Raw genomic sequence first — 15,322 nt, forward strand, 5'->3', positions numbered from 1 at the left:
GGAACAGTCGATTGATGATATGTACAATTGAAAAATGCTACTTCAAGAAGAAGGGACGTCAATGAAGAATGGAAGTTAAGGATTTGAGCCATTCAATGGGGACTGGCTTTTTAGAGGTCTATATGTTAGGCACTCCAACCGTGCAAAGGTTTTTTCACTATACCATGAATGATCAGCAACAATTTGTAAGAAGACTAGCAGATTTGAATGAGCGAAGTTATGAAAGGGAGAAACTCTGTGCTTATTTAACGGCTTTTCATAAGCGCTTGGAATTTCCTGAAAAGGCATTAGCGAATATACATAAGCTAAGAAATAATGAAGCGGTTGTTGTCGTTGGTGGGCAACAGGCAGGGTTATTAACAGGTCCAATGTATACCTTTTATAAAGCTATGACAACGATTGTACTTGCGAAGGAGCAAGAGAACAAGCTTGGGGTACCAGTGATTCCTGTCTTTTGGATTGCTGGTGAGGACCATGATTTAGATGAAATTCGGTTTGTCTTTCAACAAAAGAAAGAACGGTGGAAAAAGGTTTTATTAGATTCAGAGCAAGAGCAAAAATCAGCATCTGAGACGATTTTAAATCAGAAACAATTATCGAATTGGCTGGAAGGTATTTTTGCGGAGCTTCCAGAAACGGAGTATACAAAAGAGCTCACAGCAGTGGTTAACCATTATGCAGAAGGCTCAAAAACGTTCGTTGATTTCTTTGCTAAATTAATGAGCTGGCTATTTCAAGATTATGGGCTTGTCTTGTTGGATTCACATGCACCGGAAATTCGTCAAATTGAAGCAGATTTTTTTGCTGAATTAGTTCATAAGGTTGATGAATTACAAATTGCCCAACAAAACGGAGCAAAAGAATTTGCTCGTGCGGGTTTCGGATATCCGATTGAGACGGAAAAAGAAAATGCTCATTTGTTCATTGATTATGAAGGGAAGCGTTGTCGTCTCGACTATGCAAATGGCCTTTTTTATGTTAAAGATCATGAACAAAGTTATACAAAGGAACAGTTATTAAATAAAATCAAGGAAATGCCACAGGCGTTTAGCAATAATGTTGTGACCCGTCCATTGATGCAGGAGGTACTCTTACCAGTGCTCGCTTTTGTGTCAGGACCGGGTGAGATTAAATATTGGGCGACGTTACGCCGGAGCTTTGAATTATTTGATTTGAAAATGCCGCCAGTGATTCCGCGTTTAACGGTGACGATTGTACCAAAAATGACGGAAAAGTGGTTAAAAGAACAATCTTATTCAGTGGAAGCGTTTGTGAATGGAGAAGGGACTAAGTTAAAAGAGCAATGGCTTGATAAGTGTGAAGAGGTTCCAATATCAGAAATGGTTGCAAACGTCAAGGCGGCAATTGACAAAGAGCATGTCCCACTACGTCAATTGGCTAGTCAAATCGATTATACGATTGGGAAGCTAGCAGACAAAAATTTAGACATCTTAAATCGTGAAATAGAATTTGTAGAAAAAAGAATGCGAAATCATTTGATGAAAAAACATTCATATGTTTTGTCTAAGTTTGATGAAACGAATTTGTGGTTATATCCGTTAAATCGACCACAAGAGCGCGTCATTCATCCGATAATTTTACTAAATCTAGTCGGAAGGGCTGGATTATGTCGATTAATAGAACTCAATATGACCGTGGATGGCAAACATAAGCTTGTTTTTCTGTAAAAAAAAGTATGATTTCACTGTCAAAAGAAAGAGAACGAAAAATCCTGTGTAAGAGCAGGATTTTTTTTTGTGGTGTTTAATTGATTAAATAGTGGTACAAAGTGGAGGGATGTGGTAGATTAGAGTTACAAAGTGGGGGGAGATGGATCGATTATGTTTATGGGGGAGTATCGCCATAACATCGATGAGAAAGGACGTATGATTATACCGGCCAAATTCCGAGACAGTCTCGGTGCGTCCTTTGTCGTAACAAGAGGTTTAGACCGTTGTTTATTTGTCTACCCCCTACAAGAATGGGAAAAATTAGAGCAATCGCTAAAAGCACTCCCTTTTACTAAAAAAGATGCACGAGCATTCACCCGTTTTTTCTTTTCAGGGGCTACCGAATGTGAAATTGATAAACAGGGAAGAATAAACATTGCTGTACCTTTGCGAGATTATGCTCAGCTCGAAAAGGAATGTGTTGTCATCGGTGTTTCCAATCGTGTCGAGGTATGGGCGAAGGAAAATTGGGAAGAGTATTTTGCCGAATCAGAGGATTCCTTTAGTGAGATTGCTGAGAATATTATTGATTTTGATCTTTAAGTGGATACTTGAAGACAAGCAAGGAGAGGTAATAAAATGTTCACCCACGTAACCGTATTAAAAAAAGAATCAGTAGATAGTTTAAATATAAGACCGGATGGCGTCTATGTAGATTGTACGCTCGGTCGAGGTGGTCATTCAGAGCTCATTATTCAACAGTTGAGTGAAAATGGTCATTTATACGCCTTTGATCAAGATGACGAGGCATTGGCTTTTGTGGAAGAGAAGTTTAAAGACTATAAAGGTAGATTTACGTTAATTAAATCCAACTTCCGGTACATAAAGGAAGAACTAATCGAGCGTGGCATTACGAAAGTGGATGGAATCCTCTTTGATTTAGGTGTCTCCTCCCCACAACTGGATGATGCAACACGCGGGTTTAGTTACCATCAAGATGCGAAATTGGACATGCGTATGGATCAATCAGCTCCATTAAGTGCGTTTGAAGTCGTCAATGAGTGGGAGTTTGGTCAATTAGCGAGAATCATTACCCGTTATGGCGAAGAAAAATTTGCGAAACAAATTGCAAGAAAGATAGAAGCATACCGTTTAAAAAAGGAGATCGAAACAACAGGAGAACTTGTTGACATTATTAAAGATGCGATTCCTGCTCCCGCAAGAAGAACGGGGGGGCATCCTGCAAAACGAACGTTCCAAGCGATTCGAATTGCGGTTAATGATGAATTAGGTGCTTTTGAAGAAGCTTTAGAAGATTCGATTGAACTTTTAAACAAGGGTGGAAGAGTGGCTGTCATTACATTCCACTCTTTAGAAGACCGATTATGTAAAGAAGTGTTTAAAGAAAAAAGCAAAGGTCCCGATTTACCACCAGGATTGCCTATAATTCCTGAAGGGTTTGAAGCACCGTTAAAATTAGTCACAAGAAAGCCGATTGTTCCAAGTGAAGAAGAATTAATCGATAATAATCGGTCAAGATCAGCGAAATTAAGAGTGGCTGAAAAACAGTAAAATGGGGAGGGGAATATATGAGTATGGTTGCACGTAACATTCAACATCAACAAGAACCGTTACAACCTCAACGAAAAAAGAAAGTCATTAGGCACGTTCGACATACGGTCACAAAAGGTGAACGAGTGATAATTGCAATGATGGCTGTTGCTGTTTTTTTAGTGGCTGCATTCATTGTCAATAATTATGTAGAGTTATATAAGACGAATACAGAAATTCAAGGTTTGCAACAACAAGTGTCTAATCAAACGGAAATTAATGCTGGGTTGAGCTTGCAAGTGGATGAGTATAGTAACCCTGAACGGATAATCGAGCAAGCTAAAGAAATGGGTATGACCTTCCAAGGAGATCAAGTAAAGGCTGTTCAACCTCAAAACTAGTTCAATTCATTGAACTAGTTTTTTTTACACAATAGAACAGAAAGAATGGCCAATTGGTAAAAGAGAAGGCGGTTTTCCTTCTTGGTAGAGGTTAGTGATAGGAGTGGGAAATATGGAAATTAAAAGAGCTGTAACCAATGTTAGGGCGGTCGTCTTGATGGTGATCTTTTTTGCTGTCTTTGCTATTTTTGTTGGACGAATTGCTTTTATTCAAGTAACAAAAGAAGTAAGTGGCCATGAGTTAGATACATTAGCAGAGGAGCGTTGGAGCCGGTCCATTGATTTAAAAGGACAACGGGGGACGATATACGACCGAAGCGGTGGAATTATTGCTGAAGAAGTGATGTCTTATAATGTTTATGCCGTATTAAATACAGAGCAAAGTGAATATGTAGAAGATCCAAGAGCAACAGCGGAGGCGTTAGCTCCTTACATAAATCAAGAGGTTGATAATTTAACGAGGCTTTTATCGCAGGAAGGCAAGTTCCAGGTGGAGTTAGGTTCAGGGGCAAGAAATTTAACGTATGAACAAATGGTCGAAATTAATGAATTAGAACTTGATGGTATCTTTTTTTCAAGTGAACCGAGGCGTTATTACCCGAAACAAACATATGCTTCTCATGTGATCGGTTATACGGAAAGGAATATGACCGAGTCAAGAATGGGTTTAGAGCGTAGTTTGGATGAATATCTTCAGGGGACGGATGGCCGTATTACTTACCAAGCGGACACGAAGCGGGTACCGTTATTGAATCAAGAGGAAATGATTTCACCAGCTGAAAATGGTCATAATGTTTTTTTGACACTTGATTCCAATATTCAAACGGCTTTAGAACAAATAATGACAGAGGTTGATGAGGAGTATGAGCCCGAGCGAATGATCGCGATTGTTGCGGATCCTAAAACAGGTCAAATTCTGGCGATGAGTAATCGGCCGAGCTTTAACCCGAATCGTTATGAGTCGATTACCAATTACATGAATTATGCGATCTCAGACCATTTTGAGCCAGGTTCCACTATGAAAATTTTTACAGTGGCCGCAGCGATTGAAGAAGGTGTTTATGATCCGAATAAACAATATCAATCTGGTACGTTGCAAGTAGGCCCAGATCCAGTACGAGATCATAACTACGGTCGAGGTTGGGGGCAAATTACGTACGAAGAAGGTTTTTATCGTTCATCTAACGTGGCGATGGCGAAACTAGCATTAGAAGATTTAGGGGCAGAAAAACTATATGACTATTGGGAACGGTTTGGGTTCACTGAGCCAACGGGTATTGATTTACCAAATGAAGTGAGTAGCTTAATCGCACGAGGGAGCCAGATGGACGTAGCGACAACGGCATTTGGTCAAGGAACAGCCGTTACACCGATTCAACAAATTCAAGCGGCGACGGCTATCGCAAATGGCGGCCAAATGATGAAACCGTATGTAATTGACCGAATTGTGGATCCGAATACAAATGAGGTTGTCGCTAAAAATGAACCTGAAGTGGTGGGAGAGCCCATATCTAAAGAAACGTCTGAAAAAATGTTAAGTTTATTAGAAGGAGCTGTAACTGAGTCAATGGGAACGGGGAGACCTTATTATTTAGAAGGTTTTGATGTCGTCGGAAAAACAGGAACGGCTCAGATTCCAAATCCTACGGGTCGAGGGTATATTCAAGGACACGGTGAAAATATTTTTTCGTTTTTAGGGATGGCTCCAAAAGATGATCCGAGCCTTCTCGTTTATGTGGCCGTCGAAAGACCAAACATTTCTGAGATGGAAACAGGTTCTGAACCATCACGAAAGATTTTTACAACGATTATGAAACAAGGATTACAATATTTAAATATCGCTCCTACTGTAGAGGAGATTACGAAAGAGACCGAACAAGGCTATCGTCTAGATGATTTTAACGGTCAAACAGTTAAAACGGCGAAAGAAGCCTTAAATAATGAACAGTTAGACGTGGTTGTTTTAGGAGATGGCAAAAATGTCGTTGCTCAAGAACCAGCAGCTGGAAAAGGGCTATTAGCAGGTGAAAAAGTCTTTTTACGGACGGACTCGGATTCCTATCAAATGCCTGATATGTTTGGTTGGTCAAGTCGAGATGTGTTGCGTCTTGCCGATGTACTTGAAATAACGCCTAATTTATTTGGGCACGGATATGTAGTCTCACAAGAAACAGAGGCAGGAGGGTCCGTAAAACCAGGTGATTATATCACGATTGAGTTAAGACAAAGAAATGAAGAGAACGCCGAACAAGAGGAAACAGAACAAGAATTAGAAAATGAACAAGAGCTAGAAGAAACGGAAGAATCGTTAGGTGCTGATAGCTAGTTACGATGAAATAGGCTAGAAGCTTAAAGTCATAAAGGGCCCGCATTGTTCTACTGTTCTAAGAGAGAGCATAGGCTAGAACAAGCTATATTTTTGCTTTTGGAGGAGAAATGATGCGGGGGGTTGACTTTAGTGCGAGTTTCGAATGTAACAGTAAAGAAAAGGTTAATTCTTGTCTTTTTTATTGGACTGGCTGTCTTTTTGACGATAGCGTTTCGTTTAGGTTATGTTCAATTTGTTTTAGGAGATTGGTTAACGGATTTAGCGGAAGATTCGTGGAGTCGTGATGTCCCATTTGAGGCGAAAAGAGGAGAGATTGTTGATCGTAACGGAATCGTCTTAGCGACAAATGTCAGTTCACCATCGGTTTTAGTCGTACCAAAGCAAGTAAAAGATCCTAGCGGGACAGCTGAAAAGCTTGCCGCCACATTAAATATGGATTTGCAAAGGGCTTATGAAATGGTGACTAAAAATGCTTCTATTGTTCGTGTCAGTCCTGAAGGTCGAAAAATAGACAAAGATAAGGCAGATGAAGTGCGAGATTTGCGATTACCAGGTGTATATATTGCCGAAGATAGTAAAAGGCATTATCCATTTGGTAGTTATTTGTCCCATGTGTTAGGTTTTGCTGGGATTGATAACCAAGGATTAACGGGGCTTGAATCATATTATGATGATTATTTAAAAGGAGAGAAGGGCTATGTTTCCTTTTTTGCAACAGCAAAAGGAAATCGAATGCCCAATCATGCGGATGAATATAAGGCCCCATCGGATGGACTCGATTTAGGACTGACGATTGATAGTCGTGTTCAGACGATTATTGAAAGGGAGCTTGATATTGCGGAGGCGAAATACAATCCTGATGGAGCAATCGCAATCGCGATGAACCCGAATACGGGGGAGATTTTAGGGATGAGTAGTCGTCCTCATTATAATCCGGAAGAATTTCGTGAGGTTGAACCAGAAATTTATAATCAAAATAAACCTGTTTGGATGCAATATGAACCAGGTTCTACATTTAAGATCATCACCCTTTCAGCCGCGATTGAGGAAGGGGAAGTAGACTTATTAGCGGATACGTTCTATGACCCAGGTTATATTAATGTCGCCGGACGTAATTTAAGGTGTTGGAAAAAAGGTGGGCATGGTTCGCAAACCTTTTTGGAAGTCGTCCAAAATTCATGTAACCCAGGTTTTGTTGTGTTAGGAGAACGTTTAGGGAAAGAGCGACTTTTTGATTATATTGAAGACTTTGGTTTTGGGGAGAAAACAGGTATTGATCTCCAAGGAGAAGGGACAGGGATTTTGTTCAACCGTGATAATGTTGGACCACTTGAGCTAGCGACCACCGCATTTGGTCAAGGGGTGGCGGTCACACCGATTCAACAAGTAGCCGCTGTTTCGGCTGCTGTGAACGGTGGGTATTTATATGAGCCGTATTTAGCGAAAGAGTGGCTCGATCCGATAACAGGTGAAGTCGTTGATAGTAAAGCGCCGGTGATGAAAAGACAAGTTGTGTCACAGGATACATCCGATCAAGTCCGTCATGCACTTGAAACAGTAGTGGCTCAAGGGACCGGAAAAAATGCTTTTGTAGAAGGCTACCGAGTTGGTGGGAAAACAGGAACGGCTCAGAAGGCGAAAGATGGACGCTATCTTGAAAATAATTATATTCTTTCTTTTATAGGTTTTGCTCCAGCAGACGATCCACAAATTGTCGTCTATGTGGCGATCGATAACCCAAAAGATACGATTCAATATGGTGGGCAAGTCGCGGCTCCAATTGTTGGTACGATTATCGGTGATAGCTTACGAGCAATGGGGGTTGAGAAGCGTAGTGATCAGATTGAAAAGGAATTAACGTGGCCAGATGAACCTCTTGTAGAAGTACCTGATATGATTGGGCGTTCACGTCGAGAAGTTCATGAATCTTATTACGAGTTACAAGTGGACGCATCTGGGGAAGGGACATATGTAGTCACTCAATCACCACAGGCAGGTGAAAAAGTAAAAGCAGGATCAACAATCCGACTTTATATGGGTGACAAACAAGAAGGAAACGACTAAAATAGTTCTATGTGTGTTTATTTTGAAATGAATGGATAACCGATAATGGTCGCATGAATCACGGCATAAATCATTATGCCGTGATTTATGGCGATATCGGATGAACGGAGTGTTTAAAATGATGAAATTATCAGAGCTAATGAACGTAATTCCTTTTTTAGAAATAGATTTAAAAACGGATCCGCTCATTGAAAAGGTTGAAATGGATAATCGTGAAGTGAGTGCGAATACTTTATTTATTTGTATTAATGGTTATACTGTTGATGGACATGATTTTGCTGAAAGTGCTGTGGAACGAGGAGCTGTTGCTGTTCTAGCTGAAAAACCATTGGCACTTGATGTTCCTGTCATTGTTGTAAGTGATACAAAACGAATGATGGCTAGAATCGCGAATCATTTTTATGATTACCCGACAAAGAAGTTTAACTTAATAGGGGTAACTGGGACAAATGGAAAAACGTCGACAACATTAATACTAGAGCATATATTTAAAGAGGCCAAAAAAACAACCGGTGTAATTGGAACCATGTATGCCAAAGTAGGAGAAGAGATTGTCAAAACAAAAAATACGACCCCAGAATCTCTTACACTTCAACAAACGTTTCATAAAATGGTTGAAGCAAATGTAGAGACTGCTTTTATGGAAGTGTCTTCTCATGCATTGGACTATGGTCGTGTACATGGCTGTGACTTTAATGTTGCCGTATTTACAAATTTAACCCCTGATCATCTTGATTACCATCAAACGATGGAAGCCTACCTGTTTGCGAAAGGTCTCTTATTTGCTCAATTAGGAAATGCTTATGAAAATAAGTTTGCCATTTTGAATGCTGATGACCCAGCTTCCAAAAAACTAATGAAGATGACGAGTGCGAATCTTTTAACATATGGGATTGATAATGAAGCGGATATTGTTGCCAAAAATATTCGTTTAAGTGCAAAAGGCACGAGCTTTGATTTGTTCATCTTTAATCAAAGCTATGCCATCGATGTAAGCTTAATCGGTAAATTTAATGTGTATAATCTATTAGCAGCGGTCGCGAGTAGTTATGTCTCTGGTCTATCTATTGAGACAATCGTTCGTTCTTTGGCAACTGTCAAAGGTATATCTGGTCGTTTTGAGACTGTTCGAGCTTCGGAAAAGCAAGATTTTACCGTCGTCGTTGATTATGCTCATACGTCTGATAGTTTAAAAAATGTCCTAGAAACCGTTAATGAACTCGCTCCAAGTGATATTAAAGTGATCGTTGGTTGTGGTGGTGACCGTGACCGTACGAAAAGACCAGTGATGGCTCAGATCGCAACCAAATTTGCAACTGAAGCGATTTTTACTTCTGATAATCCAAGAAGTGAGGACCCGAATCAAATTTTAGTCGATATGACTTCAGGATTAAAAGATACAAACTATCAAGTAATCGTGGATCGAAAAGCAGCGATTGAACAAGCGATAGCAAATGCTAAAAAAGGCGACATTATCGTTATAGCTGGTAAAGGCCATGAAACGTATCAACAATTTGCTAATAAAACGATTCATTTTGATGACCGAGAAGTGGCATTTGATGCGATTAAGGGGAGAGTATAACTATGTTAACTTCGTCGTTAATTCCGTCTTTATCGACATTGCTCCAATTAGAAGAACAAACTTTTACAACCGTTTCTACGGATACGAGAACCTTAAAAGAAGGTGCGCTATACGTTCCCCTAGTAGCCAATCGTAATGGTCATGATTTTGTGAAACAGGCGATTGAAAAACAAGCAACGGCTGCTTTATGGAATCAAGATGAGCCAGTACCTCATAATTTACCAGCTAACTTTCAACTCTATTTTGTTGAGGATACGTTAAAGGCTTTACAGACGATGGCTTCCAATTATCGGGATGTTATCAACCCTGTGGTGATTGCGATTACGGGTAGTAATGGCAAAACGACAACAAAGGATTTAGTCGAATCGGTTCTTTCTTTAGAAGCTGTCACATATAAAACACAGGGAAACTTCAATAACCATATTGGTATGCCGTTAACGATTTTAGCGATGCCATCAGATTGCCAGTATTTAATTTTGGAAATGGGGATGAGTGGTTTTGGTGAAATAGAGCTATTAACGACCATTGCGAAACCAAACCAAGCGATTGTCACAAATATTGGCGAATCCCATATGGAACAACTCGGCAGTAGACAAGGAATTGCTAAAGCGAAAATGGAGATTGTTTCAGGGTTAACTAAGGGTGGTAACGTCTATATAGATGGAGATGAAGAGCTATTAAAACCATATTGGAATGAGACAACAAAGGCGATTGGTTTTAATCAGGGCAGCACTTCGCAAATTGAACAAGTAAAAATGTTTAATGAAGGATATACGTTTGTCTTTCATCAACATCAATATTCGCTTCCATTACTCGGCAAACATAATGTCAAAAACGCTGCGCTTTGTATTGCATTAGCACAAGAGCTCGGTTTTGATGCGAGTCAAATTCAAACCGGATTATCAGCGGTACAAATAACAGGTATGCGCCTTGAAAAAACGACCGGTCCTTTTGGTGAGCTAGTAATAAATGATGCGTATAATGCAAGTCCAACATCGATGAAAGCGGCTATTGAAACGATCAAAGAAATGCCAAGTTTTAAAAAGAAAATCGTTGTATTAGGAGATTTATATGAGCTTGGCGAAAAAGAAGAAGAGCTGCATCGTTCGATCGCGGCGTCCATTACGGTTCCGATTACAACCGTTTTTTTCGTCGGTGATTTCGTTAAATGGATGTATGACGAATGGATAAAATATCATGCCCATTCAGCAATCGAGGCGTTTTATTTTGACACAAAAGAAGCGGCAACTAAAACGATTCATTCTTATGTAGATGATCAAACGGTCATCTTATTTAAAGCTTCAAGAGGTATGAAACTAGAAGAGTTAATTCATGCTTATCAACAGGAAGGAAAGGAGGGGTGATAGAATGTTAGAACTAGTGTTGTTATTATCACTTCTTTTATCATTTCTAATTGCAGTATTATTATCACCAGTATTTATCCCATTTTTACGAAGATTAAAATTTGGCCAAAGTATTCGAGAAGAGGGTCCAGAATCGCATCAAAAGAAAAGTGGAACACCGACAATGGGAGGTATTGTCATTGTCATTGCTCTTCTACTAGCTACAGTCTTTATATCGATGCGCTTTCTATCGTTTAGTCAAGAGATCCTCTTATTACTATTTGTCACAGTCGGCTTTGGTTTAGTTGGATTTTTAGACGATTATATAAAAGTAGTAAAAAAACGGAACTTAGGTCTAACTTCTAAACAGAAATTATTTGGGCAGTTACTAATCTCTGTATTATTTTATTTTGGACTTATTCGTTTAGGATTCTCAACAGAAGTGACGATTCCTGCGACTTCGATTAGTATCGATTTCGGGTGGTTTTACCTCCCTCTCATTATTGTGATGTTAGTTGGGGCTTCAAATGCGGTTAATTTAACGGATGGATTAGATGGTTTATTAGCTGGAACAGCTGCAGTTGCCTTCGGTGCTTTTGCGGTCTTAACATGGAATGCTGAAATGATGGATATTTCCATTTTTAGTGCCGCAGTTGTCGGGGCTGTTTTAGGATTTCTTGTTTATAATGCCCATCCGGCCAAAGTTTTTATGGGTGACACGGGGTCATTAGCACTCGGTGGAGCGATCGCGGCGATTGCGATTATGGCGAAGATGGAAATCCTCCTAGTCATTATCGGTGGTGTCTTTGTTATTGAAACACTTTCGGTTATTATTCAAGTTATTTCGTTTAAAACGAGAGGCAAACGGATCTTTAAAATGAGCCCGCTTCACCACCATTATGAATTATCGGGATGGTCTGAGTGGCGTGTGGTTGTCACCTTTTGGTTTGTCGGAATGGTTCTTGCGATGTTAGGAATTTATATTGAGGTGTGGTTATAGATGAGAGCAATTCAAAAATTGGTCGGGAAGCAGGTTTTAGTGCTAGGATTAGCGAAAAGCGGGGAAGCGGCGGCTAAACTTTTACATCAATTAGGAGCGAAAGTAACGATTAATGATGCCAAACCATATAAAGAAAACCTCCAAGCTCAGCAGCTTGAGCAAGCAGGTTTTCGTGTTGTTTGTGGCGAGCATCCATTTAGTTTATTAGATGAACCTTTTGAATATATTGTGAAAAACCCTGGAATTCCTTATACAAATCCGCTCGTAAAGGAAGCGAAAAGACGAGGCCTACCTGTCATTACGGAAATCGAACTTGCTTATCAAATAAGTGAGGCGGACATCGTTGCAATCACTGGTTCAAATGGAAAAACGACGACAACAACCTTAATTTATGAAATGCTTTCAGCGAGTCCTAAGCAAGCGCTAATTGCCGGTAATATTGGGACGGTCGCTTGTGAGGTCGCAGCAAAAGCGACAAAAGAAAATGTTATCGTGATGGAAGTTTCAAGTTTTCAATTGATGGGAACTGAAACATTTCAACCAAAAGTGTCTGTGTTGTTAAACTTATTTGATGCTCATTTAGATTACCACGGTACAAAAGAAGAATATATTAAAGCAAAAGCGAACATTGTTGCAAAACAAGTGGAGTCCGACTATTTTGTCTATAATTTAGATGACTCACTTGTATGTGAAGTGGCAAACTTAACGAAGGCAACTAAAGTACCATTTACGCAAAAGGCGTTTCTTGAAAAAGGTCTTTGTGTTTTTGAAGGAAATCTTTATTTTAATGGTGAAAAGATTATGCCAATAAATGAGATTGTGCTCCCTGGAGCTCATAATTTGGAAAATATATTAGCTGCAGTTGGAGCGGCTCTGCTTTCTGGTGCCTCAGTTGGGCAGGTTGAGCACGTCTTAAAAACGTTCTCAGGTGTTGAACATCGTTTACAGTTTGTAGAACAGGTCGACAGCCGACTTTTTTATAATGACTCAAAAGCAACAAATATTTTAGCGACCAAAAAAGCGTTAGAGGCCTTTGATAAGCCTGTGATCTTATTAGCAGGTGGACTTGACCGCGGAAATGAGTTTGATGAACTGATTCCATCCTTAAAAAACGTCTCCAAACTGATTACCTTTGGTCAAACGGCACCAAAGCTTGAGCGAGTCGCACGAGAAGCTAATGTAGGTGACATTATTTTTGCTGAAAAAGTAGAAGATGCCGTCCAAAAAGCATGGCAGCATTCTGTGGAAGGCGAAGTCATTTTATTATCACCTGCCTGTGCAAGCTGGGATCAATATAAAACGTTTGAAGTACGAGGAAGGGAATTTATCGACGCTGTTGCTCGTATTAAAGAAAGGAACTAAAAAAGTCAACTTGTGCGGTTACATAATAATTATGAGAAAGTGTACACATAGTTGTCGTGTGAGTGAATAAGATGATATACAGTATGAGGCTGGGACAATACCCTCCTCTGATATGAAAAGCCGGTGACATTTTACAACGAGTAAAATGTCACCGGCTTTCGTTCGTTCATACGCTAAAGTTGTTTTTTTATTAACCAAAACGGAGCCAGCGTAATACCCGGAGACTCCTGCGGGAGAAGTGAACTATGGGAGACCCCACAGCGATTTGTCGTGAGGAGGCTCCCGGTTCACCCGCGGAACGTGTAGGGTATGGAGCTTGCGGAGTATAGCTAACTCATGTAGCCCTATTTTAACGAGTAGCCCGTTTTCAGTGACCTCTGCTTCAATTAGGAGGAGGCTCAGAGGAGAGAGTTTTCATAGAAGGGAAACTATTAGAGCACACTGTATGTTCATATGGTTATAATGGGTGCTTGTTCGAGATTCAGACATGTTTGACCACTTGTCCGCATAGCTTATAAAGAGAAATGAGAATGGCTTGTAAAGAGGTGGCAAATATGGCAAATCAAAAAAGAGCACCAGATTATATTTTATTAATGTTAATTTTGTCATTATTAGTAATTGGAATGATTATGGTTTATAGTGCGAGTGCTGCTTGGGCGACATACCGTTTTGACGATTCCTTTTTCTTTCTAAAGCGCCAATTATTCTTTGCAGGATTAGGAATTTTTGCGATGTTCTTTATTATGAATATTGATTATTGGACATGGAAAAGTTTGGCGAAGATTATGGTGATTGTCTGTTTTATCTTATTAATTATCGTTTTAATTCCTGGAGTTGGTCTCGTTCGCGGTGGGGCCCAAAGTTGGCTCGGTGTTGGTGCTTTTTCGATTCAACCCTCTGAATTTATGAAAATGGCGATGATTGTTTTTTTAGCAAAATTCTTATCGGAAAACCAAAAGCATATCACATCATTTAAAAAAGGATTATTACCTTCTTTGAGTATTGTTATGCTTGCCTTTGGGATGATTATGATGCAGCCGGACCTTGGAACGGGAGCGGTTATGGTTGGAACATGTGTAGTTATGATTTTTGTAGTTGGGGCCAGGATTAGTCATTTTGTGATGCTTGGCTTAATTGGACTTGCTGGCTTTGCTGGGTTAATTATTTCAGCTCCTTATCGTATTAAACGTATTACTTCCTTCCTTGATCCATGGGAAGATCCACTCGGTAGCGGCTTTCAAATCATTCAATCTCTTTATGCAATTGGACCAGGTGGTTTAATGGGGATGGGGCTTGGTGAGAGTAGGCAAAAGTATTTTTACTTACCAGAACCACAAACAGACTTTATTTTTGCGATTTTAGCAGAAGAGCTTGGTTTTATTGGTGGAGTGATTGTTTTATTATTATTCGCTTTCGTTTTTTGGCGAGGAATTCGGATTGCTTTAGAGGCACAAGATTTGTTCGGGAGTTTATTGGCAATTGGAATCATTTCAATGGTTGCGATTCAAGTGATGATAAATGTAGGAGTTGTCACAGGTTTGATTCCGGTGACTGGCATTACTTTGCCATTATTAAGCTATGGAGGTTCGTCTTTAACATTAATGCTCGTTTCGCTTGGGGTCTTGCTCAATATAAGTAAACATTCACGAATATGATGAAAAAAGAATATAGTGTAGGAGAGCTGCCACTTCATCGGCAGCTCTTTTTTTGTTACGATAAATGTGGATTTCGTAATGGAATTTGTGAGGTGTAGAGATAGCTATGAGGTCGCTGAAGAAGTCTCAAGTTCAACTTTGGCGAGAAAGAACTCTAGGAAATTAGGTTATTTATTAGAGTGTCAATCATAGCATCAAACGGTTTTTTGTGAACCAAAACTCCGCCAGCACAATACAACTAATTCATGTAACCCTATTTTAATGACTCAACTTTCGCATCGAGAAAATCCGTTCAACTAGTTGGCCGAGCGAAAGGGAAGCTCTTTAACAAATGCCCTTGACACGTTTGAAAAGCGAGAACGCAC

At 39.8% G+C, this 15,322-nt stretch carries 11 protein-coding genes; all 11 read left to right on the forward strand.

Going from position 1 to position 15,322, the window contains the following annotated elements; all coding sequences use genetic code 11:
- Positions 1-68 precede the first annotated feature (68 nt).
- The 11 genes from bshC (at position 69) to spoVE (ending at position 14,957) form a co-directional block, all read left to right on the forward strand.
- Positions 69-1,688 (forward strand): bacillithiol biosynthesis cysteine-adding enzyme BshC, encoded by a 1,620-nt coding sequence (bshC, locus tag AA0017_RS05025; protein WP_413380005.1) that lies wholly within the window; start codon positions 69-71, stop codon positions 1,686-1,688.
- A 153-nt stretch (positions 1,689-1,841) separates the two neighbouring features.
- The gene (gene mraZ, locus AA0017_RS05030; RefSeq protein ID WP_003324269.1) at positions 1,842-2,273 is read left to right on the forward strand and encodes a division/cell wall cluster transcriptional repressor MraZ; all 432 of its coding nucleotides are present in this window, start codon (positions 1,842-1,844) and stop codon (positions 2,271-2,273) included.
- 36 nt (positions 2,274-2,309) lie between these two features.
- Positions 2,310-3,242 carry a 16S rRNA (cytosine(1402)-N(4))-methyltransferase RsmH gene (rsmH, locus tag AA0017_RS05035; RefSeq protein ID WP_413380006.1) on the forward strand — a complete coding sequence of 311 codons (933 nt, stop codon included), beginning with the start codon at positions 2,310-2,312 and terminating at the stop codon, positions 3,240-3,242.
- A 17-nt stretch (positions 3,243-3,259) separates the two neighbouring features.
- A complete protein-coding gene (ftsL, locus tag AA0017_RS05040; RefSeq protein WP_413380007.1) occupies positions 3,260-3,622 on the forward strand; it encodes a cell division protein FtsL in 363 nt (120 codons plus the stop codon).
- 112 nt (positions 3,623-3,734) lie between these two features.
- Positions 3,735-5,948, forward strand: a complete 2,214-nt coding sequence (locus AA0017_RS05045) for a penicillin-binding protein (protein WP_413380008.1) — start codon at positions 3,735-3,737, stop codon at positions 5,946-5,948.
- Between the two features lie 132 nt (positions 5,949-6,080).
- The gene (locus tag AA0017_RS05050) at positions 6,081-8,015 is read left to right on the forward strand and encodes a stage V sporulation protein D (protein ID WP_413380009.1); all 1,935 of its coding nucleotides are present in this window, start codon (positions 6,081-6,083) and stop codon (positions 8,013-8,015) included.
- Positions 8,016-8,133: 118 nt separating this feature from the next.
- On the forward strand, positions 8,134-9,597 hold the full coding sequence (locus tag AA0017_RS05055; protein WP_413380010.1) for a UDP-N-acetylmuramoyl-L-alanyl-D-glutamate--2,6-diaminopimelate ligase: 1,464 nt from the start codon (positions 8,134-8,136) through the stop codon (positions 9,595-9,597).
- 2 nt (positions 9,598-9,599) lie between these two features.
- Positions 9,600-10,961, forward strand: coding sequence for a UDP-N-acetylmuramoyl-tripeptide--D-alanyl-D-alanine ligase (locus AA0017_RS05060; protein WP_413380011.1), 1,362 nt, complete (start codon positions 9,600-9,602; stop codon positions 10,959-10,961).
- 4 nt (positions 10,962-10,965) lie between these two features.
- Entirely contained in the window at positions 10,966-11,940 is a 975-nt protein-coding gene (gene mraY / locus AA0017_RS05065; RefSeq protein ID WP_413380012.1) for a phospho-N-acetylmuramoyl-pentapeptide-transferase, read from the forward strand.
- Positions 11,941-13,302 (forward strand): UDP-N-acetylmuramoyl-L-alanine--D-glutamate ligase, encoded by a 1,362-nt coding sequence (gene murD, locus AA0017_RS05070; protein ID WP_413380013.1) that lies wholly within the window; start codon positions 11,941-11,943, stop codon positions 13,300-13,302. It abuts the gene before it with no gap.
- 554 nt (positions 13,303-13,856) lie between these two features.
- Positions 13,857-14,957: a stage V sporulation protein E gene (gene spoVE / locus AA0017_RS05075; protein ID WP_413380014.1), complete on the forward strand. Its 1,101-nt coding sequence runs from the start codon at positions 13,857-13,859 to the stop codon at positions 14,955-14,957.
- The last annotated feature ends 365 nt before the right edge of the window (positions 14,958-15,322 follow it).

Source organism: Alkalihalobacillus phoenicis (genome assembly GCF_047302405.1).
Taxonomy (GTDB): domain Bacteria; phylum Bacillota; class Bacilli; order Bacillales; family Bacillaceae_D; genus Alkalihalobacillus.